This is a genomic window from Neobacillus sp. 204, assembly GCF_046562815.1.
GTDB lineage: Bacteria > Bacillota > Bacilli > Bacillales > Cytobacillaceae > Neobacillus.
The window spans coordinates 150,799-174,642 of record NZ_JBJORY010000002.1; the positions used below are offsets into that span (position 1 = coordinate 150,799).

19 protein-coding genes are annotated in these 23,844 nt (G+C 37.5%); 14 read left to right on the forward strand and 5 right to left on the reverse strand.

Features of this window, described 5'->3' with window-relative positions; translation table 11 throughout:
• Nucleotides 1-389: 389 nt before the first annotated feature.
• A complete protein-coding gene (locus ACJ004_RS04825; RefSeq protein ID WP_410891448.1) occupies nucleotides 390-818 on the reverse strand; it encodes a hypothetical protein in 429 nt (142 codons plus the stop codon).
• Nucleotides 819-1,099: 281 nt separating this feature from the next.
• Here ACJ004_RS04825 and ACJ004_RS04830 point away from each other — a divergent pair, with 281 nt between their 5' ends.
• The 10 genes from ACJ004_RS04830 to ACJ004_RS04875 all read left to right on the forward strand — a co-directional run bounded on the left by ACJ004_RS04830 (nucleotide 1,100) and on the right by ACJ004_RS04875 (nucleotide 13,008).
• Complete coding sequence (locus ACJ004_RS04830; RefSeq protein ID WP_410891449.1) at nucleotides 1,100-1,474, forward strand: FixH family protein; 375 nt, start codon at nucleotides 1,100-1,102, stop codon at nucleotides 1,472-1,474.
• A 589-nt stretch (nucleotides 1,475-2,063) separates the two neighbouring features.
• The gene (locus ACJ004_RS04835) at nucleotides 2,064-3,377 is read left to right on the forward strand and encodes a Toprim sub domain-containing protein (RefSeq protein ID WP_410891451.1); all 1,314 of its coding nucleotides are present in this window, start codon (nucleotides 2,064-2,066) and stop codon (nucleotides 3,375-3,377) included.
• On the forward strand, nucleotides 3,353-4,777 hold the full coding sequence (locus ACJ004_RS04840) for a hypothetical protein (protein ID WP_410891453.1): 1,425 nt from the start codon (nucleotides 3,353-3,355) through the stop codon (nucleotides 4,775-4,777). Before ACJ004_RS04835 ends, ACJ004_RS04840 begins: the two co-directional genes overlap by 25 nt.
• Before the next feature lie 31 nt (nucleotides 4,778-4,808).
• Nucleotides 4,809-5,438, forward strand: coding sequence for a hypothetical protein (locus ACJ004_RS04845; RefSeq protein ID WP_410892122.1), 630 nt, complete (start codon nucleotides 4,809-4,811; stop codon nucleotides 5,436-5,438).
• The gene (locus tag ACJ004_RS04850) at nucleotides 5,435-8,641 is read left to right on the forward strand and encodes an AAA family ATPase (protein WP_410891455.1); all 3,207 of its coding nucleotides are present in this window, start codon (nucleotides 5,435-5,437) and stop codon (nucleotides 8,639-8,641) included. Before ACJ004_RS04845 ends, ACJ004_RS04850 begins: the two co-directional genes overlap by 4 nt.
• A gap of 411 nt (nucleotides 8,642-9,052) precedes the next feature.
• Nucleotides 9,053-10,291, forward strand: coding sequence for a Bcr/CflA family multidrug efflux MFS transporter (locus ACJ004_RS04855; protein WP_410891457.1), 1,239 nt, complete (start codon nucleotides 9,053-9,055; stop codon nucleotides 10,289-10,291).
• A gap of 371 nt (nucleotides 10,292-10,662) precedes the next feature.
• Entirely contained in the window at nucleotides 10,663-11,430 is a 768-nt protein-coding gene (locus tag ACJ004_RS04860; RefSeq protein ID WP_410891459.1) for a TatD family hydrolase, read from the forward strand.
• A 198-nt stretch (nucleotides 11,431-11,628) separates the two neighbouring features.
• Nucleotides 11,629-12,162: a hypothetical protein gene (locus ACJ004_RS04865; protein ID WP_410891460.1), complete on the forward strand. Its 534-nt coding sequence runs from the start codon at nucleotides 11,629-11,631 to the stop codon at nucleotides 12,160-12,162.
• Nucleotides 12,163-12,343: 181 nt separating this feature from the next.
• Entirely contained in the window at nucleotides 12,344-12,511 is a 168-nt protein-coding gene (locus ACJ004_RS04870; protein WP_410891462.1) for a hypothetical protein, read from the forward strand.
• 203 nt (nucleotides 12,512-12,714) lie between these two features.
• On the forward strand, nucleotides 12,715-13,008 hold the full coding sequence (locus ACJ004_RS04875) for a hypothetical protein (RefSeq protein ID WP_410891464.1): 294 nt from the start codon (nucleotides 12,715-12,717) through the stop codon (nucleotides 13,006-13,008).
• 104 nt (nucleotides 13,009-13,112) lie between these two features.
• Here the strand turns inward: ACJ004_RS04875 and ACJ004_RS30200 are convergent, their stop codons facing one another.
• Entirely contained in the window at nucleotides 13,113-13,250 is a 138-nt protein-coding gene (locus ACJ004_RS30200) for a hypothetical protein (protein WP_486348386.1), read from the reverse strand.
• A gap of 227 nt (nucleotides 13,251-13,477) precedes the next feature.
• On the opposite strand from ACJ004_RS30200, the gene ACJ004_RS04880 reads away from it, so the two are divergent.
• A complete protein-coding gene (locus ACJ004_RS04880; protein ID WP_410891465.1) occupies nucleotides 13,478-13,720 on the forward strand; it encodes a hypothetical protein in 243 nt (80 codons plus the stop codon).
• Nucleotides 13,721-13,826: 106 nt separating this feature from the next.
• Here ACJ004_RS04880 and ACJ004_RS04885 read toward each other — a convergent pair whose 3' ends face one another.
• Nucleotides 13,827-16,952, reverse strand: coding sequence for an efflux RND transporter permease subunit (locus ACJ004_RS04885; protein ID WP_410891467.1), 3,126 nt, complete (start codon nucleotides 16,950-16,952; stop codon nucleotides 13,827-13,829).
• A gap of 294 nt (nucleotides 16,953-17,246) precedes the next feature.
• Between ACJ004_RS04885 and ACJ004_RS04890 the strand changes: the two genes are divergently transcribed.
• Both ACJ004_RS04890 and ACJ004_RS04895 read left to right on the forward strand, forming a co-directional pair.
• On the forward strand, nucleotides 17,247-19,187 hold the full coding sequence (locus tag ACJ004_RS04890) for a PhoX family protein (RefSeq protein ID WP_410891468.1): 1,941 nt from the start codon (nucleotides 17,247-17,249) through the stop codon (nucleotides 19,185-19,187).
• A gap of 115 nt (nucleotides 19,188-19,302) precedes the next feature.
• Nucleotides 19,303-20,625 carry a multicopper oxidase family protein gene (locus ACJ004_RS04895; RefSeq protein WP_410891469.1) on the forward strand — a complete coding sequence of 441 codons (1,323 nt, stop codon included), beginning with the start codon at nucleotides 19,303-19,305 and terminating at the stop codon, nucleotides 20,623-20,625.
• A 163-nt stretch (nucleotides 20,626-20,788) separates the two neighbouring features.
• On the opposite strand, the gene ACJ004_RS04900 is transcribed toward ACJ004_RS04895, so the two are convergent.
• A complete protein-coding gene (locus tag ACJ004_RS04900; protein WP_410891471.1) occupies nucleotides 20,789-21,295 on the reverse strand; it encodes a hypothetical protein in 507 nt (168 codons plus the stop codon).
• Between the two features lie 149 nt (nucleotides 21,296-21,444).
• Complete coding sequence (locus ACJ004_RS04905; protein WP_410891472.1) at nucleotides 21,445-22,209, reverse strand: YqjF family protein; 765 nt, start codon at nucleotides 22,207-22,209, stop codon at nucleotides 21,445-21,447.
• 189 nt (nucleotides 22,210-22,398) lie between these two features.
• Here ACJ004_RS04905 and ACJ004_RS04910 point away from each other — a divergent pair, with 189 nt between their 5' ends.
• Entirely contained in the window at nucleotides 22,399-23,811 is a 1,413-nt protein-coding gene (locus ACJ004_RS04910; RefSeq protein ID WP_410891473.1) for an FMN-binding glutamate synthase family protein, read from the forward strand.
• Nucleotides 23,812-23,844: the final 33 nt, after the last annotated feature.

Below are 23,844 nucleotides of genomic sequence, written 5' to 3' on the forward strand. Positions count from 1 at the left end.
AGTTTTGTGACAGGTATCAGAACCCGTTAATGTTGTTGGCGGTTTTTTTCGTCTAAACCGAAAAATCGCGACTATACTAGTAGCGAAGTCAAAAAAACGAAGGGTGAGTTTAATGGAAAACAATGAGCGCAATGTGTTTGAACGAAATGAAAAACCTGTGCTGAGTCTACATGGCACCCTTCGATTGAAGGGAGTAGTTTATTAGTACTTAAAGTTATGGAGGGGCTGCCCCCATAACTATGTTTCCACAGTTCTATTAATCGTACATATCATTAACGTTTTCCATCAGATGCTTTCTTTTATTCATCTGAAAAGCACCATATAATCTATTTTGGATGCAAGCACATGGATAAAAACTGTTGTAACTGCTCTTTATTTTTCAACCGTGTTTAATAGCTTTTTAGGAGCATTTTATCTAACTCACGGACTTTATCATAGGAATTTACTAATTTTTCAGGTACCAATGTTCTACCATAATCCCAGGCATTGGATTCTATTTGAGCTAGAAGCTGTGCTTTTTCATCTTCCTCGAAATACTTTAAAACCCTTAGATCATGTTTGTTGTTTTTAAAAACTAAATAATAACCGAGCTGATGATAGAGAATTAGTTTTACACAGTCTTCATCTGTCTCTTTTATTTTAAAGTTAATATTCGCTATGTATCCATTAATTTGTAAATAGTTAAACTTAATCGTAGAAGTTGATACATTAAAACTCATAGGTGCAGGTAAGTTATTGTTAAATTCATAATCAATAGTTAATTTGTGCTCTTGCAATGTATTTTCAATAATTTTTTCAATATCCCGTATATAAAGCATCTTATGGATCACGGCCTTTCAAAATCTTCTCCTTTTATTTTTCAGAAATAATAGTGGAAAGTAAATCCTTCTATTTTCCTTTAGACTTTATTCCTATGCATTAGAGCTGATTAACATAAAAAAACTGAAATAGGCCTTTGCTTATTTTTATTGGTAATGAGTATATAGCCCTTCCGTTTAAATTTAATATTTGTATCTATCATGGTTTTGAATGATAATCTTAAATGGTGAGTGCCTCATTTTATTTCAACAAGATAAAACAATAGAAAGGATGGGGAGTAATGAACAAATTTACGATTTTACTTATTAGCCTCATTTTAATTTTGATAACAGGCTGCAGTTCAAATAATTTTGAGATCAAGCTATTTACGCCAAAATCATTTACACCAGATCAATCTACTCCCATTAAAGTAAAGATTTTAGATCGAGAAGGTAATCCAGTAATAGGTGCCAAGGTAAGTGCAGATTTGGATATGCAAGGGATGAGTCATGGAGATATTACAATGAAGATGCAGGAAACAGGGAATGGCGTGTATGTCGGAAGGGCTAAATTTGAAATGGAAGGGGATTATACTGCTACCATTAAAATAGATTACAACGGAGAAAAATGGAAGAGGGAAAAAAGATTTTCGATTGTTTACAATAATGCACAATAAAGTCGACCCCTCCTGAGGGTACCATCTCTTGCTTGACTGGACATGTTGCTGCATGTCTGGTCTTTTTTTATTTAATTCATTAATTAGTACATATCATCCTTTTTTTTAAAAATATTGTATTTACAGGTGGGAAAAACTATTAGAATTTTAATTGAAGAAGAATTTATTCAATTACTTATCTAGTAAGCTATTAATTCTATCTTTAAAACGTTTAAATGGAGTCTACAGAATTGTAGGCTTTTTTTACTCTTTATATATTCGAAAGTTAAGAGGTTTGTACACAGCTAACCACTTTATTTTTTCTATCGAATCCGTAAAGAAACAATTACTTTAGGAGAACACATTCGTTAACCCGCGAATGTGTTCTATTTTATTTATCTCTAATTAATAAAATCATAAGGTTAGGATGTTTCCTTTCGCAAAATTTTATCTTAGGTTAATCCATATATCTAATACCTTTTAACATCATTTCAACATTGCTTTTAGTATAGGAATTCATTAAACTTTTACAGGATTTCAATTTTTTCCATTCTACAACAACCCTTATACTTTGTTAGAATAAGATTAAATAAGTTAATGGAGAAAAAACATGATGAATCAAGAAGAAATAAACTATATTAATAAATTATTATTAAAAAGTGGAGAACGATTAGACTTCTCCCATCAGATAATAGATAGTGACCCTTTAGTCGATATAAAAATTGTTAAGCAAACGGAAAGAACGTATCGAGTGGTTGGAATATTTACTCTAGCAATATATGAAGAAGCATTACATGTGGATGAAGATTTACTGAAATTAGCTTTTACCCCAAAGAAAAAAATTCATCTTAATGAACATAATCAAAACACGATCACTTGGTTCAATCAAGGTTTAATTATTAAAGAGATAAGGTTTAAAAAGGACGGTAAAACACCTGATGCACAACATTTTAGAATGGGCTTCCGCTTATTCCAATATCAACAAGAACAAATCCGTGCTAAAGAATTAGAAATAGAACAGGAGTTTAGTAGTTGGAAAGAAAGCTTGTCAACTTTAGTTGATGAAAACATACAAGTTTTCTCAAGTCAAAGACAGTGGGGATACAAATCTTGTTTATCAATCCTGAACGAGGTTTGCCGTTATAATGGTTCTGATCTTAAGGACTTGTCCCACTTTCCTAGAGGTTGGTCGGTGTCAAAGAGACTTAAATTCCTTCATTTTATTTCTGCCTTTCTCCAACTTTGCATACAAAAAGACAACTTTGACTGGAAGGAAATCGGAGCAAGATACTATCAAGAAATTGGAGGATCAAAGGAATTTGATCGGTTTAAGGATGAATTTATCAACCAATTAGAGGAATGGGCCCAATGTCCAGCTGCTTTATTAGGACTGACCAGTCTTGGAAAGATCACCCCATTGTATTTTTCTGGAACAATAATGGGACGTTTCTCAACCTATAGGCATGGTCCTGTTCACTCTCTGACAGATTTATCGATTTCCGAAGAAGAATATACTACTTCTTCAACAACCATCTGGCTAGTAGAAAATAGAGCCATCCTGACAAGATTAGCTGCAGAGAAGCACTTTCTTGAAGAAATGAAAACCCTTGTTCTATGCATTGATGGACATATCAGGTCATCACATAAGAAATGTATCAAACAGCTCTTAACAAACGGGAATGTTAAGCAGGTGTTAATATGGTGTGATTATGACCCAGATGGCTTACTGATTTCTAAAGAAGCATATGGAACTGTCTCTGCTGTATATCAGGGTTTGATTAAGTGGATTACTCACAGTAAGGAAGTCCTCCATGATTGGAAGGAATACGAACAATATTTGCAGGATTTACTGGTATATAAAAGAATCGAACAAGAACAGGTGTTAGGAGGTGTTGATGATTGGAGAAAGTGGATCAGTCGTTGATTTCAATTTTTCAAGTGAATGATTCCAATCCTGAAGTGCTGCAAACGATGAGAGATATTGCCTCCTTGTCAGGTGTTTTGAGTGATTTGGGGTCACAGAATGCATTTCAGTCACCTGGGGAAATCTTACGGTTTCTAAAAATTATTCAATTAATCAACGAAGAAGCCCTCGGATTAGATGATCCGATTGAAAATGCAGAAACCGTCTATTATCGTTATCGTAACCGCTATTTCGACCCTGAACCTCCAACGAAGAAAAAGGTAGAGCAAATTGTCAATGTCCTCGTGAAATATAATTGGATTTCCAAACAATCCAGGCAGTTGAAAATGCGTGATTCCGGGAAGCGAATGATGGATGCATTGATCCGTTTAGCGAATGATTCGTTGGCTTACTATTTGCATGATGATATTGGCCGATCACTGTTTCAAGCGAGGCGGGATGCAGAATTAAGTGAAGCATATGATGACCACGGAATTTCTGGTGGCAATAAGATTGCTAGTATGATCCGTAATGTAGAAAATGCCATTCAAATTATGAAAGAACGAGAGCTTGAGATGCTTGCGGATCGGAATGCCCTTCCACAGTTGGAATTGATTCATCAGTTAATGCAGGAGTTAGAGGTAAAATTACAGGAACGGTTTCGATTGTTTCAGACCGTAGAAGAAAGTCTGGTTCTATCTAATTTAATGCAAAAGGGAACAGCGGTTCTTGCGGAAGGGACCAATTTAAGTTTAGGAATGATTAATAAATATTTGAGGTTTACTCATATGCAAAAGACACCCCTATCCTCTACGATTCAACCGGATAAGGTCCGCGCCTTTATTATGCAAATGTACGATCCTCCACTAGATTCAGATGTACCAAATATTTACCAGCTTTTTAGTTTCATCGAGCAAGGACAGTATGAAGAGGAAGCTATTGATGGTTTATGGATGCCCATAAAGTTTGCCGCAGCAATACCGCCTGCTGCTATCGATGAAACAATTCACTATCTTGAAACCTATGAACCAGTCGCAGATCCAATCGCAGATTTGGAAGAAGATCCTGACTATACAGCCGAAATGATTTCTCAGGGGGAAATGGAAGAACTGATGGGGGAGGCTCATTGGATGTTGACAAAGACTATGATTGAAACAGAAGCCATTGAATCCTATTTAAAAGAACATGATGAAACACCTATGGAACAGTTAGTCATTGAAGCTACCTCCTCCAATTGGAGTGATGCGGTTAATTCTATCACCGCCATTGCTGCATTAGTAGGCAACAAAAAAATAACCATCTCAAAGCCGAAAGAAAAGGTGGAAATTCCACAATATGAAAGAAGATGGGAGTGGATGAATCGTGAAGATGGATCCAATATTATCACAAAACGAATCAAGTCAGACAAACCATCAGATTGATAGCGAGGCTAACGTTAATCCTCTCAATGTGATGCAGTCTTTAAAGGGTTTTTTAACGGAAAATGAGGAAATAGCTTTTATGAATATTCTCTTTTCGTCATCGGCGACGATTCGGTCTGGAAATTTTGGACTTTCTCGAAAAGAGGTAGAAAAGCTGCTGCAAGTACAAGGTAACGATGAAAAATTTTTCTCTTTTCTAACAAGAGTCAACCAGGCCATGAATCGGTATATGAAGTTGATTTATGACAACCGCCGTGACCAAGTTATCGTGATGATGAGAGTTCCAGCAAAATCGGCCCGTAATACCTTAACGAAAGAAAGTTTGTCGATTTTACTTTATATGTTTTATCAGCAAGAGGTATTACAACATGAATTTACCTTATTTGATCAGCTTTTAGATGCATTTGGGCACGAAACAACAAAAGCCAATCAACGTATCTTACTCAATATTGACCCGCTTAAAAAGATAGGAGCAATTGAGGAATATAATACAAACTCACAAGAAAAGGCGTACCAGCTTACAGCAATTGGTGTTCATATGTTCACTGACTCCTTCTTAAGGCGGACGGCAGAGTTTAGTCAATCCAACCAGTTAAATAAAGAAGAAGTATTAAAATTTTTCAAACGATATAATCTCTATCAACAAGGTGATCGTGTATGATTCCATGGCGACTTACTTTTTCTGGTATTCGTGACTATCCGCCAACGTTAATAGACCTATCGGGGGAAAATGACCATGTGATGATTACAGGACCAAATGGCGCAGGAAAATCAACGATTACATTCTGTATGGGAGGAGTTCTGTATTCCTCAAAAGTTGATGTGGAAGGTTTAAAATCGCGTAATTTACCGGCGGGTCAAACTTGGAAGGCTAGAATTTCGCTTACTTTTAAGAATGAAGGCTGGATGAAAATCGATGCGCCTGAATTTGTAGAATTCGGTTTAAACATTGTCCAGGATTCTGGGCAGCCCATGAAAAAAGAGTTTAGTGTTTCTACGGGTGATAATATCGACCATTGGGAAGAAACGATTAAGTATACATCTGGTGATCGCTTCTATAACTTTACGGCTTTTAAAAGAGATCTTCAATATAAATACAAGGTGGATCCGGATCTCTTCTATTTAATTTGGTACCAGCAAGAAGTGAACCAATTTGCTGTGATGAATCCTGAAGAACGTTTCCGTATTTTTAGTGAAATGCATGGGATTGCCCAAGTGCAGCGCGACTGGGAAGAGAGTATGGAGAAGGTGAGAGATACAGAGGAATCACTTCGTACCGCAGAATCAAACGTTAAGTTTATGAAGGCAGAACTTTCTATGAAAAAGACTGCATTAGAGCGATTCATGGATAATCAAAGCAGGATTAATGAGGGCGGCAGGCTTTATGCTACATCCCTTTTCCAATTAGAAACCCATTATAAAAAGGAAATTAAAAGAATTGAAGAAATCTTTTTAAATGTAGAAGAGGAAATCGCCGAGGCAAAGGATGATATATCCTTAAAAAGGGGCTTAAAAGAAAACGCCGAAGAACAATTACAAATTTCTACTGAGCGGTATTCCCTGCTCAAAGTAGAGATTGAGGAAGAAGAACAAAAGCGGGAAGAGATGGACCGGAGAATCAAACAAATACAATCCCGTACAACCGAACTTGACCAAGAATTAGAAGCCTTTACGAAAAAGCAGAACCAAATTACGAGAACAGAAGAAGAGGTAAAAGCAGCATTAACGAAGCTTTTTGATGAGCAAGAAAAAACAAATTGTGATTTTGACCAGAATCAGGACCTGCTAAACAAAAACAATTTTGCTTGGCAAGAAAAGGTTGAACTAATCACCAAAATTAAACAAGAGCTAGAAAATGATGAACAATTAAAACAGGTACATCTTGAAAGATTACAACAATATAAAAGCAGTCATGAAGTCCAACAAACGATTCACTCACTTGAAGCAAGAGTAACTGCTAATAAAGAAATCTTTTTCTCGGATTCACAAAGGCTAAAAGAATTAAAAGAAGAATGGATGCTCCTTGACGAGAATCGCGATTTATCGATTCGACAAATAGAATCCATGAAATTTTTTGCGTCTCAGAAGATAAAATTTTACGCTCTTCGGGAATTGTTAGAGTTGGATGAGACTGCAGCACTAAAGGATGAACAATTATACCATACGATAAAATATACCATTTTCTTTAATGGTAAACATGTTACACCGCCAAACGATTTATACCATGTTCCGTTAATGCTTGTGATTCCCGACCGGGTAGTAACCAAATTGCCGTCTCTTCATTTACAAGTAAAGGAAGGATTAAATGAAGAAGAACTTACTTATGCCATGAAAGCACTTTGGTGGGTAGAGCAATTTTTTAAACCAGGATCTTTTTCGATCAAAAATGGAACATTAATAGACCCCATGGGAATACGTGGTCCGCAGGAAAAGGAACGTTATATCTTGAGTGCCAAGGCGCTTAAATTACGGAAACAGGAAGTAGAAAAGCTTGCTAACGGCCTTTCTCTTAAGCTTTCTAAATTAGAGCAGGAAATCTCTGCCGATACCAAAACCATTCAAGAGCTTAATAGTATTATTCATCAAGTAAAAGAATCCGAAGCCTTTATGACGAAGGAACATGAAAGGGTTGCTAAAAGTAAGAAACTTGAAGAGGAACTACATCTAAAACAATTAATTGATGAGACGATAACGGAATTGAAACAAAAAGAAAAAGAATTAATGCGGCTGCAAATGGACCAAGAAAATCTATACAAAAAATTAGAGGAAGAAGCAAAGATATACGAAGAACTGGGAAAAATGAAAGATAAGTATGAAGAGCGGAATCAACTAATCATTCTATGTGAGCAGGAAAAAGGGCTTTTTACTCACCAGAAAGATAAGATTGAACGGCTCAATGATGATTATGATACATTAGAAAGAACCATTCATCGGATGGAACGTGAAATTAGAAATATCGCTTATGCGGTAGAAGATGCTGAGCGAAACATCGCCGTTATTGAGAAACGGAAACGTCATACTAGTGATGATAAAGAGACGAACCAAAAAGAACTTGTGGATGTCATGAAAGAATTGGCTGACTTACAAAAATTAATCCCCAAGATATACTCTGAAGCCGCTGGAAGCAGTGGATGGGACTCTATGCCTTCCGTTTCACAATTGAAGCAAAATCGTGAGAAGGGAAAAGTTATGTTTGATAATGCCCGGACAGAGGCTGATATCGATCCCGCAGCTCCGGAGAATTATCATACGATCAAACAGGAATTTGAACGACTTGAAAATGAATATAAACGTACGAAAATATTGCTTGACCAAGACAAAGAGAGAACAGAGACTCTTAAAGATCAATTAGAAACCACGATTAACATGCGTGTCTTAGAATTGCAGCAACGATTTAAATTTTATATGAGTCAGTTCCAGTTTGAAGGGGAGATTAGTTGGGAGTCGTATGAGGACAGACGACAGCGTACACGTTTTCACTTGTATATTAAAGCTCGAAAAGAAGGACATCGCGGTGCCATGGAAGATGTAAGCATTAAAGCACGGGGTGGCAGAGTAGGAAAAGGGGTATCTGGTGGTGAGGAGTCTCTAAGTTCCTTGCTTTTTGCCCTAGCACTCCTGCAAAATCTACAGACCACACCTGGATTTATTGTTCTTGATGAGTTTGACAGTGCATTGGACGAGCATCGGAAAGTAAAAGTCTTTGATTTATATGTTAGTGAATTAAAACGGAAACTCATTATCCTGACACCAAAGTCACACGAAGAAACATACTTAGACCGATTTACAAAAGCCTTTGTTGTACAGCATGATCCGACCATTCCTAAAAGTAAAGTCGTAGGTATCGTTAAAACTCTTTGTTAATTTCATAGTCGCATTGAGGAATGGAAGGAACGAAATATCGGTGATCTAGTAAGGTTTCAGAAAACCAATCAGAATAAGATTCAGAAAGAAAATCCTCGAACCAATAAGGGTCCGAGGATTTTTTAGTGGATACATAATTATCAATTACCAAATGGTGATAGAATCATTGTTGTGTATTTTATGCCGTAAATACATTACGGGTAGCTGGTATATCTAAGATTATTTACGGACATGGAGCAGAAGAACCGTCCTCCTTCTGCCATTTCACCTATACTCGAAAATTGAAATCGTTTCCAAGTAATTTAATTGTTTACCCCTGAGCAAGGCTCAGGTTATAATAAGATTTATTATTTAGGATGTCGAAATAATAGCAATAAGAAATAAACTTCTTTTATAGAAAGGCGATGGACATTGAATAAACCTAGTGGAAAAAAACGAATACAGCTTGCAATACTTCTTGGATCACTTGGACTGTTAGGACCTTTTACAATCGATACGTATCTACCATCCTTTCCAACGATAGTAAATGATTTTCATACAACGGCTTCACTCGTACAAATAAGCTTAACTTCTTGTTTATTAGGCCTGGGATTGGGGCAATTGATCATTGGTCCTATGAGTGATGTTAAGGGCCGTAAAAAACCCTTGTTAATCTTTATTACCTTGTACTTACTTGCTTCTTTAACATGCTCATTCGCACCCAATATCTATTTCCTTATTATTTCTCGTTTAGTCCAGGGCTTTGCTGCAGCAGGGGGACTTGTGATTTCAAGAGCGATTGTTCGAGATCTCTTTAGTGGAAAGGAACTGACCAAGTTCTTTACGATGATGGTGTTAGTGGGTAACCTCGGGCCGATCGTAGCACCGATTGCTGGAGGGGGGATCCTTGCTTTTACCAATTGGCATGGGGTTTTTGTTGCTTTGGCTTGTGTGGGTGCAGTGCTTCTGTTCACTGTTACATTAAAATTAGAAGAAACGCTGCCAACAGAAAACCGTGTTCCAAGCAATTTACCACAAATCATGAAGAATTTTGGTTCTTTATTCAGAGATCGGACGTTCATGGGTTACGCACTAACTCAAGGTTTTACTACTGCTGGTATCTTTGCCTATGTATCTGGGGTTCCATTTGTCTATCAGAATATTTACGGAGTCACACCGCAGCAATTTAGTTTCTTATTCGGGACAAATGGATTAGCCTTAATTATTGGAAGTCAGTTGGTCGGCCGCTTGGCAGACAAAGTTTCGGAGCGGACATTCTTAAAGCTGGGCTTAGTCATCTCTAATGTAGCCGGTGTATCGTTACTAATAGCTCTGTTGTTAAAAGCTCCGCTTTTCGCCGTTGCGATCCCGATCTTCTTTTTTATCTCTTCCATCAGTATGATCGGAACCACGTCCTTTGCTTTAGCGATTGAAACCCAAGGACATATTGCGGGCAGTGCCTCTGCATTATTAGGTTTATTACCATTTGTACTTGGCTCGATATCAGCTCCACTTGTTGGAATAGCAGGGGCGAATTCAGGCATTCCTATGGGCGCCATCATCTTTTGCTCAAGTTTTTTGGCTTTCCTTTCCTATTTTGTGTTGGTACGAAAAGCTTCACTGGGGATTCTATCCAATGACCAGTGCACAATAAAGAAACCCAGTGTCTAAAAATATAAATTTAAAGGAGAACACATTTCGTAAACCAGTGAGTGTGTTCTCCTTTATTCATCAACTATTAATCTTAATATGAACATAAAGGGTAGGATTTTTCCATTCAACATAAATTTTATCTAAAGGTTAATCCATATATCTAACACCTTTTAACATCATATGCACCTTTCCTAATTCCTTTGCTTTTTTGAAGGCTTCCAGGTACTGTTTCTATCCTATCGAGTGATGAAGCTGTCTGGTAAGCAGGCAAAGGTCGTTTCAAACATAGAGGTCCCATTTGAAAGGAAGCGGCACGAAGGTCTTCTGCTAGATGAAAGCTTTATTCAATGCAAAAGGGATTTATATTACCAATTAGTAGGTAAAGTCAAATGAACATGATCGACGCTCATATCCATTTGGATCGCTATCAGGATGAGGAAATCAAAAGGATTGTATTGGATTCTGCCCAAATCGAGGCCTTGATTTCTGTATCCTTTCATTTGGAATCCAGTAAACGAAACCTTTTGCTTTCGCAAAAATATCAAAAGGTAAAACCTGCATTTGGCTACCATCCAGAACAAGCATTGCCTTCTGAAAACGAGCTGAACGTGCTGCTAAATTGGATGGACGAACATCGTGATGAGATGATTGCTGTGGGAGAGGTGGGGCTGCCATACTACTTAAGGCAAAAGCAGGGGATTTCGATTGCTCCTTATCTAGAAGTATTAGAAGTGTTTATAAGTAAGGCGAAAAAATGGGACAAACCGATCGTTCTCCATGCTGTTTACGATGATGGGCCTTTCGTTTGTGACCTTCTCGAAAAATATTCTGTTTCCAAAGTGCATTTTCATTGGTTTAAAGGGGAGCAGAAAACAATAGATCGAATGATACGAAACGGCTACCATATTTCTATTACGCCGGATGTGGTGTATGAACCAGAAATCCAGCAGCTTGTCAGCGTCTTTCCTCAGGAGCTCATGATGGTTGAAACAGATGGTCCTTGGCCATTTGAAGGTCCATTTGCAGGGAAAATGACCCATCCGAATATGATGGAGGAATCCATAAGGAAAATGGCTCTGCTCAAGAAGCTTTCCGCTGCGGAAGTTTCAGATGTCTTACATCAAAACACAAAAGGGTTTTATCAATTAACATATTGAAGCTGCCGATCAAACATTGGCAGCTTTCTTTATTTGTAAATAATGATTAGGAAGCCAATTGATTCATAAAGATCCAATATTGATTGAGTGCTAAGCAACTATTTTTTAGATTTCCCGCGATACTCTGATATAATTTCACTAAAAAAAGAACGTAGCTGTAAAAATTTTAATCTTATCAATCTTTCGAGGTGGGCAGGTTTGACTAATAAAAAATTGGAAAAAGGTTTACTTAATGTCTTACAAGGTTTAAAAGAGACGAGGAGAAACATGGAACAGAAAGCAGATTTAAAAACCTGGAGTGATATATCTGTTCCCATATCAATAAAAGATGCTCTCGCAAGACTTTCAAAAGATGAATTAAGTGAGATAAGGAAACGTTTGGATTTAAAAGGCGTCATCCATTTAAAAAAAGGGGAATTAGTCGAATTACTTAGTATGAAGATTCCGGGTTTGCTTGAAAAGATCTGCATGAATATAGACTTGGACCGTTACAACCTTGTAAAGGAAATTATCCGAAATGGTGGATCTTTCGCAGCACCCAAATTAGAAGCACATCAATTAGATTATTTACGTACCAGCGGTTTTATTTTTATCGGAACTTTTGAAGGCAAAAAGATTTTGGTAATGCCTGAGGAAATTTTGAAGAACCCGCTTATTCAAGAGAATGACAAGGAAATCAGGTCCATTTGCCGACGAAATTCGGAATTTATAATTAAATATTCAAGTAAATAAAAAAAATCACCTCTTTGATATTATCCCCTTTAAGACAGTATAAAAAACCAATTAGTCAGTTTCCTTTAACTTCCACTATTAAAGAAAAAACTTTTGAAAAGAATAGTTGATGAAAACGGCTGTAAACGCTTCAAAACGGAAGGAAATTGTATTCATTTAATCGTCTAAGGAGGAATAGTGAATGACTGAGCAAAATCAATCTGCTATTGATCAGGGGCGTAACAAAACCAAACAGGGCGTTGAAGCAGCAGGCGATGCAACAAAAAATGCAATTGATGCTGTTGAAGATGCTGGAAAAGGAATAGTGGACCGTATTTCCGACGCAATTAAAGATGTTACAGCAAGATGATTGTTATGAGTCTATGGAGTAATCTTTGAGCAAAGAATAAGTATGAAATAATATCGTCAAGAGTTGATGGTCTTATTTTGAACTTACCCGATGGAGTGGAACTAAGCCAAAATATTGCCAGCATATTTAAATGCCTTAAAGCTAAAATTAAATTCGGAAAGTCGTTTTGCTTTCTGAATTTCTTTGATAGGAAGTGCTAAAATTTGAATAACTGGATAACAGGGCTTTTGAATATTGGCAGAAGACAACCCTTTTTAAATATGTTTGGCAGAAGAAGAAACAATCGGGGGATCATGTGGGGTTCCTTATTAGGTTTGGGATTAAGTGTAGCAGCATATGGAGTAGGCAGAAATGGAAACAGAAATATGGGGCGCCCCATACAAAATTTATTAAATAATTTTGGTAAGGGAAAAACAACCCTGACGCCGAACATTGCTGGATTAACTGAGTTTTCTAAGGAATTAATCCCCAACAATAATCCAAATACCAAAAAATAGGTTTTTTCAGAAAAATGCCCTAGCTTTTGCGGGCATTTTTCATGACATCATTTTTTATCAAAATATTTTCTGCAGATCATCCTGGAGTGAAATTATTTATATCATTAGGTCCAGTTCTTAGAGTTGGAATGATCTTTTCCTAATTCTTTTCGCATCAACCTATTATGCAGTTTGGATAGGAAAAGTAATGCAATGATTGTTCCAGCTAAGGTTAATACCATATCCCATTGTGTATCCCATATATCACATTTTTTAGGGGTACCGTCAGGAAAATGCGGTTATCTTAACTAGTCATAACGGATGACTTTACAGTATTCAATGTAAAGTTTGGGCTTTCCCGTTACTTTATAAAATATATTTGACTATTTATTATAAAAAGGTTTCAGATAATCGAGAAGTAATAAACCCTTCTAAAAGCTCCGCTTTTCGCCGTTGCGATCCCGATATTCTTTTTTTCTCTTCCATCAGTATGATTGGAACCACGTCCTTTGCTTTAGCGATTGAAACCCAAGGACATATTGCGGGCAGTGCCTCTGCCTTATTAGGTTTATTGCCATTTGTACTTGGCTCGATATCAGCTCCACTTGTGGGAATAGCAGGGGCGAATTCAGGCATTCCTATGGGGGTCATCATCTTTTCTACAAGTTTTACTGGCGTTCCTTTCCCATTTTGTATTCGTACGAAAGGGTTCGCTGCGGATGCAAATTTCTAATGACCAGTGCTCAATAAAAGAGACCAATATCTAAAAAATAGAGATAATAAAAGAAGGAAAAAACAAAGAAGCATCGACAAATTTGTCGGTGCTTCTTTAGATTTTTTTAACTGTTCATACTTTGATTTGTTGTACTCATGTTTTTGGTCGCAGATTTTTTATGCAGCCATTCATAAATGATTGGGATGATAATAAAGCTGTTAATGGTCGATGTTACCATACCTCCAATGACGACAATCCCAAGGGTTTGAGAAATTACCGTATCGGCATTATGTGAAAAGGCAAGTGGTAACAATGTAAGGACTGTTGCTGCAGCTGTCATTAAGATCGGTCTAATCCTTGAAAGACTACCATTCAATACAGCTTCTTTAACAGGCATTCCTTCTTTTCTATTTCTTTCAATTTTGTCAATTAACACAATACCGTTGGTTACTACAATACCAGTAAGCATTAAAATGCCGATCAATGCCGCTAGATTCCACTCTCCATGGAATAAAATTAAGGCGATGACCACACCGCTTAACGCTAGAGGGATACTTAATAGTACCGATACTGGTGCTCTCCATCCTTTGAAAATAGAAGAAGTAATGAGCAATACTAAAAGGATAGAAAAGGCAACGGCAACAGACATATCGAAAATCATTTGTTTGACTTGTTCAGTGATTCCTCCCAATGAGTACGTTACATCTGTCGGAAGTTTCAAGCTGCTTAGCGCTTTGTCCGCTTGACTTGACACTTTACTAATATCATTTGATGTAATCTGAGCAGTCACTAATGAGAATGGCTGGCCATCTCGTTCACTAATGGTGGACGGAGACTGATCTTTTGTAATTTTAGCTAATTGGTCAAATCGAACCATTTCGCCATTATTTCCATTAAACGTTTCGGCTGCTAGCGAAGCTAAAACATCATTCGCAGAAGCATTTAACGTAATATTTGAATGGTTCCCTGATGCAATTTGATCTAAAAATTGGTCGACTGGAAGTGCTTTATGGTCAACTGTAATCGTTGCATCTTTAGATAAAGACATATAACGATTAACAACGGTAAGAATATCAGCAACTTTTACCCCTTTATCTTGAATTGCTTTTTGGTCAAATGTAACCTTGTATTTTGTTGAACCATTCGTTAAATCCACTTTTCCATCTACACTTAAATCAGCAATTTTTGCTAAGTTCGTTCTTGCTTCTTGAGCTACTTGATCCAATGTCGCTTGGTCGGAACCTGTAAACAGGATACGCATTTGTGAATCATCACCAGAAATGTTCTGGCTTGTTACGGTATAAATTACATTTTTTGATAGAGTCGGAAGCTGCTTTTGTAATTGTTTGATGACAGAATCAGCATCCTTGTCGTTTTTCAAAACAACAGATAGGTTGGCGACATTTGGATAAGTGATAAATCCGCCGCCTTGGTCAAACACGTCATCACTTTGTGGTGTCATCGTCGAACCAAAATTGGCCGAATAGGCATCCACTTTTGGATTTTCCTTTAATGCTTTTTCCATTTTTTGTACTTCTGAATCTACTTGAATTAACGTGCTTCCTTTAGGCAATTCTGCTTTAATGGCAATTTGTCCAATTTTCCCGCTAGGTAATAAACTAACTGGAAGAAAAGCAGAATAGATTCCAGCGCCTAAAAAAACTACTATAGAAACAATAATCATCGCTTTTTTATGCTTGAAAGCAGATTGCAAGATAGGTTTCATTTTTGAATCGAGTTTGACCGTTTGTTTTTCCCGGTTTCCACCTTTCCATCCCATAAAAGCAAGAGCAGGGATGACAAGCATGGCAACGAAGAATGAAATAATTAGTGCAATTACGACTGACCAGGCAAATCCGCTGTATGATGCACTGATGACGCCGCCAACAAAGGCAATCGGAATATAAACAGCAATGGTCGTTAGAGTGGAGCCTAATATTGCCGGAATCATTTCCACAACCGATGATGCAAGAATAGAAAGCAGCGGTGTGTCCTTTGTTTCTTCCCGTTTTCGATACATGTTATCTAAGATAACTATCGAATCATCGACAATTCGCCCCATTGCTACAATTAAGCCTGAAACGGTTAAAATATTTAACGTAATACCCATTGACTTTAAGAAAGCAGTTGTCGCTAACAATGAAATGGGCAGCGAAATCGCAATTAATAAGGTTGATCTTACATTTCGGAAAAAGAAGAACACACAGATCATAGAGAATAAACAACCAAGTAGTCCTTCTCGAACTAATCCGAAAAGAGAGCTGTTTAATTCTTTTTCCCGGTCAAGTAACACTTGGAACGAAACATCCTTTGGATTTACCGTATCCAAGTGAAGGTGAGACACACGGTCTTTCACTTGATCAGCAACATCCGTGATATTTGCTGATGGAGTTTTGATTACATTTAATTGAACGCTTGGTGCTCCATTTGTTCTTGATACCGTTTTCACGTCATTTAAGGAATGCGTTATCGTACCAAAAGCTGAAACAGGAATTACTTTTCCATCCTTATTCTTAATTGTTGCGTTTTCCATTTGCTGTTCAGTTAACGGTAACCCATCAAATGATACAGGTATTGATAATTGGTTGTTTACAATATTCCCCTGGGGCATGGAGGGAACTGCCAAAGCAAACGATTTATTAACATCATCCAATGTTAATCCATTTTTCACTAGGTCTTTCATGCGGACCGTTAATACATATCCATCCTTTGCTCCCCCAAATACGGATACATCCGCTACACCAGGAACAGATTTTAATTGTTTAATAATTTCCTGTGTTGCGGTGGAGCGTAGAGTTGGTTCATCTAATTTTGAACTTGTTACGCTGTAAGTCAAAATTGGAAATGAACTAGTTGTTAATCGTGTTACAGAAGGAGTGCTTGTAATGGTTGATGGTAGATCTGCATTTGCTAAGGCTTTGTTTACTTGATCTTCCGCTTGTTTCATGTCTGTATTCATCGGAAAATATAAACTCATAAACAAGCCGCCGTCATAAGAAGTAGATTCTACATTGGAAAGCCCATCGACTACCTTGACGGCACTTGCCAAATTATCGGTCACTTGCTGTTTTACCTGTGCTGCTTGATACCCAGCTACCCTCATACTAACAGAAAGGGTAGTATTGTTGATCCCAGGCAAATAATCCCGTTGCATCTGGAAAGCTGAAATACCACCCCAAGCCAAAATGATGATAACACACACAATCATAAGAATGGCTCTTTGCATAGTTGCCTCTACTAATTTTTTCATACCTTTGCCTCCCCACCTTTTTTTCTATAAATAAACCCAAATAACCTGATTGTTTTCTGTCGTGAATCAAGAATGCTAATGTAATCCAATTAGGCAATGTAAGTATACAAAATGGACCTGTACGTTCTCTTAATAAAAGATTAAAAATTCATTAAGATGCAAAGAGTGAACAAAACTTTTACAAAGTCTTAATCTTCTTTTACGAACGCTTAACATAAGGTAAACCCTAGATTAACATTCCTGTTATTTAATAGATATGTGAAGTAAAAGTATTTACATACTAGGGGGAGAACAATGAATAAACATGGTTTTAGCAAAAAAGCGGCTGCTATTGCACTTGGACTAGCACTAACCATTCCAGCATTAACACCTGCTGCTGCTGCAGGTAAGGGGCATGTAACCATTGATTCTGTAAGGTTTAATGGAATGGATGCACCGAAAACGATTGAAAATATGGTTAAAACCTATACGAACGCATCCATGGATGTGAAGTATAGCAATGGGGAAGTAAAGAATTTCCCACTTTCTTATAAAAGGCTTTTTAAATCGGAAGATAAAGTTGCAATGAACAAAGGTAAGTTAATTCCTGCAGGAACACCGATTGACGTGAACGGTGATCCGATTATGGATACAAGTGTTGAAGGAAAACCAACCTATTATGTATCAGATGCTCCTGATTCCAACAGTTTATTGAACCCCATTCAGGGACAGCTTTACATGGTTACCCACTATGAATATCAAACCATTGATGCTGCTGGTAAATCAGCCTATGGAATCGTTCCTGCATCCATGTCATTATCTACGCTGGAACAAGATAAGGAAACCGGGGAATTAACACCTAAAGCTGTTAAGAAAATTGATTTTTCAAGTGTAAATGGACTTTGGATTCCATGTAACGGATCCCTTTCCCCATGGAATACCCATTTAGGTTCGGAAGAGTATGAGCCAGATGCCCGCAATTTTGAAATGGACCCGAATTCCTCTGCAAGAACTGGGGTAGAAAGCTTTGCGAAGCTCTACTTTGGAGACAAGTCAAAAGCCAATCCTTATTTCTATGGTTTTGTCCCGGAAATTAAGGTGAACAAAGATGGAGCTGCTTCTGTATCAAAACATTACAGTATTGGCCGTTTCTCTCATGAATTAATGAAGATGATGCCTGATCAACGGACTGCGTTCTTTGGAGATGACGGGTCCTATACGACGATGTTTATGTATGTAGCGGATGAAGCGAAGGACCTTTCAGCGGGTACTCTTTATGCAGCAAAATTCCACCAAACAGGTACTGAGAATGGCGGTGCTGGTAATTTAGAATGGATCAAGCTTGGACATTCAACTGATAAGGAAGTTAAAAAAATCATCGACAGCGGTATTAAGTTTAGCGATATTTTCGAAACATCTGATGTACCAAAAGAAGGCTTTAAAGCGATTAAGCAATACTCATACGGTAAAACTGAGTACTTAAAACTGAAGCCGGGTATGGAAAAAGCGGCTGCGTTTTTAGAATCACGCCGTTATGCAGCAATGCTTGGAGCAACATCTGAGTTTAATAAAATGGAAGGTGTCACCCTAAACGAAAAGGATAAAAAAGTATATATGGCCATTTCCGATCAAAGTAATGGCATGCTCGAAAATCCTGCTGATCCAGTCGATGATATGAAACTACCAAAAATTAAATCTGGTGTAACCTATCAATTGGATTTGACAGATGGTCAAAAAGACAGCACTGGCCAAAAGATTAATAGTAAATATGTAGCTGCTAGTATGTCTGGCTTAATCGCTGGTAAGGATATGCCATCTGCGGATTCCTATGGGAATACAGCAGATGTGAATTCAGTAGCAAATACAGACAATGTAAGCTATTCTGAATCACTTAGAACCTTATTTATTGGTGAAGATAGTGGAATGCACACCAATAACTTTGTCTGGGCTTATAATGTGGATACGAAGGAATTATCAAGGATTTTATCCGTTCCAGCAGGAGCTGAATCAACTGGTTTGTTTGCTGCTGATAACCGTAATGGATTCTCTTATATTATGAGTAATTTCCAGCATCCTGGAGATGAATTAGAAGGTAAGAAGATTATTGCAGTTGATAAAACGGAATTAGAGCAGGCGATGGAGAAAGAGATTGGAATTGATCGTACCGGTGGAGTAGGGTATATTTCTGGGCTTCCTTCTCTTGAAGACTTGCAAAATACGAATCGGGATGTAAAAAACGATTTAAACTCCAAATAAACAGAATTTGGCTGTTTAACAAAAAAATTCATTTAAACTCCGGTAATCTAAGGTTACCGGAGTTTATGGTTCCATTGCCATTCTTTTTTTAAATTCATCAACTAGGAGTGTTTACATGAAGAAAAGAGAGATCATCCTGCTTTTTTCCATTGTTTGTTGTTTAGTAGGAATTGCTGTTTTTATCGTAGATGCCAAGCGAGAATCAGCGTCAGTTCAACCAAATAAGGGCCAAACAAAGGTGTTCCACTTATATGCTTCAGATATGGAACAGGAAGTGTCTCAAGGAACCACCCTTTATTCCTGGGGCTTTGGTTTGTGGGATCCTAAGAAAAATGCTCCAGCTTCTCCGCCGAGTGTTCCGGGACCTGAAATTCGGGTCAAAGAGGGAGATCACGTAAAGGTCGTTTTCCATAATCAACAACAAGAGGTTCATACCATTCATTTTCACGGGATTGACAATAGTTTTGCAGGGGATGGAACCCCAGAAATGAGTCAGCATCCAACGATGAAAAACGATTCCTTTACTTACGAATTTGATGCTAAAAATGCAGGCACCTATTTTTATCACTGTCATGTTGAACCGGACAGGCATCCGGAAATGGGGTTATATGGGGCTTTTATCGTGGAGCCGAAACAAGCAAAATATAAAACAAACGGAGAGTTTACCCTGCTTCTTTCGGAAAGAGATCCACTTTTAAGCCTAGCTGAAGGAACAGAAGCACATCAGTATGTCGGAACAGCTGCCGAGCATCTTCATTTAGAGGGTGAATATGATACAACCGAACGAAAGGCTAAGTACTACACCATAAATGGTAAAGTAGATCCAGAAATCCCGCCTCTCCATGTGGAAGAAGGAGGCACTTATTTGATCAGGTTAATAAATGCGGGTTCAGAAGTCCATACCTTTCATACCCACGGTCATCATTTCAAAGTAGTTGCTTCTGACGGCCGAGACATCACACATCCGATGACGAAGGATTCGATTACTATAGGTCCAGGCGAAAAATATGATTTATTGCTGAAAGCGGACAATCCTGGTATTTGGCCGATTCATTGTCATATGGGTCCGCATGCTACACATGGTATGCATATGATGATGGTCTACGATCAGTACCATGACAAAATGAACCATGGCACCATGAGCCCGGTCAGCGAAGTAAAACACCATTTGGCGTTGTTAAAACAATATCAATTCGAAAAGAACTCTGACTCTATGAAAACAGAAATAAACGAAATCATAAAAGGAATCCAAGGGTTTTATAGTATCTCAGCATCCGAGCACTTTGAAGAATGGACTGCTCTCGATACCGCTGCCTCGGCAGTAAGTAATCAACTCAGTAGTCCTTCGAATCCAGCTGCCATGGAGAAGGCTATTAATAATCTGGAACAAAAGATTAATGCCATGGAGAAAATTTTACAATCTGGAGATATGAGTTAATTTTATCATGAATAAAAAATGAAGGATGAAAAGAACCCGACTGATAAAATCGGGTTCTTTTCTTATTTTCGAAACACATTTTTTGTCTATACCAAGATGAAATAACTAACCGTCAATTTAAGTTAGAAACATTTCGTACAACACAATTGTTTTTTACCTCATCTTAATTTTCATTACTTGATAACTCTGTGTTTTTAAAACTTGTTGCTTTCCTAATTGATTGTTCCACAACATACTGAAAGCCATAGATAATAATTGCCAAGGATACACATATAAAATACCAAGCAGTGTTTTTCATCTTTATAAATTTGACAACTCCAACTTTACTTCCAATGTAAGGCAAAGGAAAAGCGTTAATAAGATCCAATACCATATTTGTCATTAAGTACTTTGGGAAATTCCCAAATGTTAATTTAAATATCCAAAGCGTTGCTACAAAATAAGGCCCTAATATATAGGTAAAATCTATTGGCCCAGGTGATATAGGATTTTTAGTGATCCACCATTTTTTCCTATAACAGATAAGACTAAAAACACTTAAAAACAAATTGGTAAAACTTGCAACAGGCAAAAACCTAATAAAATTTTGTTTCCCCATAAAAGGGACGGTTAGCCAAGGAAGAATTAATGTTGCTAAAGAGAATGCAATTTTTATATTATTCTTACCCATTACGCTCCTCCTTAAATTGAAACAATTTATTCACACATAACGAATCAAGCTTGTCCTTCCAGTTAGTTGTCTCTAGCTACCTATTTAATATCTCCAATTTATGGTTGTTTATGAAAATAAATCATGGCTCATCCCCAATTTTTATTGTTTCAAGTTCCCATTGAATTACTAAATCCGCTTTTCTTAATATTCCACATTAGCGAATCTACACCTGTGGAGAAATGAGCGATCGGATTTACTTCAGAAAGGTCAAAATGAAAAGGTGTAAAAAGGGTATTCCTAACTATTTCTATTTCTGCTTTTTGTAACGGCCAAGGTCGATGATGTATTTCACCGCAATAAATGTTAATTCCGTTATTCGAACTATAGAGACAATATCGCTCAGTGAGCCAATGGTCCAGCGTTCCTTCTTTTGGAAAATAAACTTCCGATACGGGAAAGTATTTGCCCTTAAATGTTATAGGAGTAACCGTGTTTCCTTTACGAATACTATCGCAATGAAAGGTTTGTCCTTCTTTTTGAATAGAAATTTCCGCTGAATGATAGGGTAAACGATACCATCTCTTTGCAATCTTTAAGGAAGCCCAGTTCTTAACATCAATTGACAAAAAATAAATACCGGGTTTACCATCGCATGTAACATATGTCCTTACATTGATTTCTGGAAATTTAGGGGTTAGAGAGACAGATGATATTCCACGGGGATAGATTCCCTCTAAAACGAATAAAATGACGCCTAACCATGCGGAGCCATTAAAGGTGTCAATTTGTAAAGAAGAAGGAATATGTGGCCGTAGTTTATCAAGTGGAATAGGCCAATGCAAAAACAATAGATTTCTCCAAGTTTGTCGCATAATCCAATATTTCGAAGGCAATGGCCAAGAACGATGAACAATATCATTCATTATATTCATGAAATGATCCCCCTGTTTTTATATGTCCATAGTTTGGTGGAAAATGAAAATTTAATACGATTAGGAATACAAAAAAGCTCAACTATTTTCAAAGCATTACCTTGATATTTATATGATTTCCCTTTTTTTGGATATAATAAGAGTGGTGGACTTCCTACTAGAAAATATGCTGAATATGGAGCAATAAATATGCTGAACTTATTTTATTTTTTGAGCTTTGCGATGATGGCAATTATATTTATCTCTTTTTTATTCATTCTTCTTGGTTGGCGTTGGATAATGAAACGAACAGTGAAGCAAATGGGAAAAATCATCTTAACTGACAGTTATCAAGAAAATATTATGGAATTGATGCCGGGACTCCGGCATATGGGCATTCAAAATATGCTTGAAAATAGCTTGCGTGCAGAAACAGGCGACGTTCTACACCGACCACTTGGCTCTTCAAAAAAATGGCCGCATTTAGATCCGATTACTTTCATCCCTGCTCAAACATCACCATTTCCTATTGACGGTGAAGAAAATGTCGATGTGGAAGTAACCATTGGGCCTAATGCAAAAAAACCTATGAAAATAAAAATCCCGTTAATGATCAGTGGGATGGCCTATGGGATCGCACTTAGTGAAGAAGTGAAACTCTCGTTAGCAGAAGCATCTAATAATGCAGGAACTGCAATTAATTCAGGTGAAGGGGGAGTCTTACCTGAGGAAATAAATAGTGCCGGAAAGTATATTTTACAGTTCTCCAAAACAGATTGGGCAAAGGAAGACGAATTAATTAAGCGCGCTGATATGATAGAAATTAAGTTGGGACAAGGGGCATTAGCCGGTACGGGTGGGAAAATTTCTCCTAAAAATTTAACAGGTCGTGCCCGTGAACTGATGGGGTTGAAGGATAATGAGGATGCCGTGATTTATGATAATTTTGTTGAAGATCAAACCCTAGATGATTTGAAAGAACTTGTTGATGGGCTTCGCGACCTGACAGGTGGTGTTCCCATTGGAGCGAAAATAGGGGCTGGCGGAAAAATTGAAGAAGATATTGATCATTTACTTTACATAGGTGTTGATTATATTGCGGTTGATGGCGGACAAGCAGCTACACACGGTGCCCCACCCATTTTATCTGACGACGTTGGAATCCCAACTCTGCATGCGATTGTCAGGGCTGCTAATCATCTAGAAAAGAGAAATTTGAAGGGAAAAATTAGTTTAATTGCCTCTGGTGGACTTCTGGTACCCGGGCATTTTTTAAAAGTCCTCGCCCTTGGAGCTGATGCAGTATATATAGGATCCGCTATGTTATTTACCGTCTCACATCCTCAATCATTGAATGCCCTTCCGTTTGAACCGCCTACACAAGTTGTTTGGAATCAAGGGAAATTCAAGGATCAATTTAAGATTGAAGAAGGGGTAAAATCAGCGGAGAAATTCTTAACAGCAAGTACCGAAGAAATAAAAATGGCATTAAGAGCAATGGGAAAACGCTCTTTAAAAGAGTTATCAAAAAAGGATCTGGTGTCCTATGATGAATTGACCGCCAAAATGGTCGGCATTCCGTATTCCTTTGAACCATGGGAAGACAAACAAATGGAGAAATAAATTGTCCATCACTTCGATTCAAATTTTCTTTAA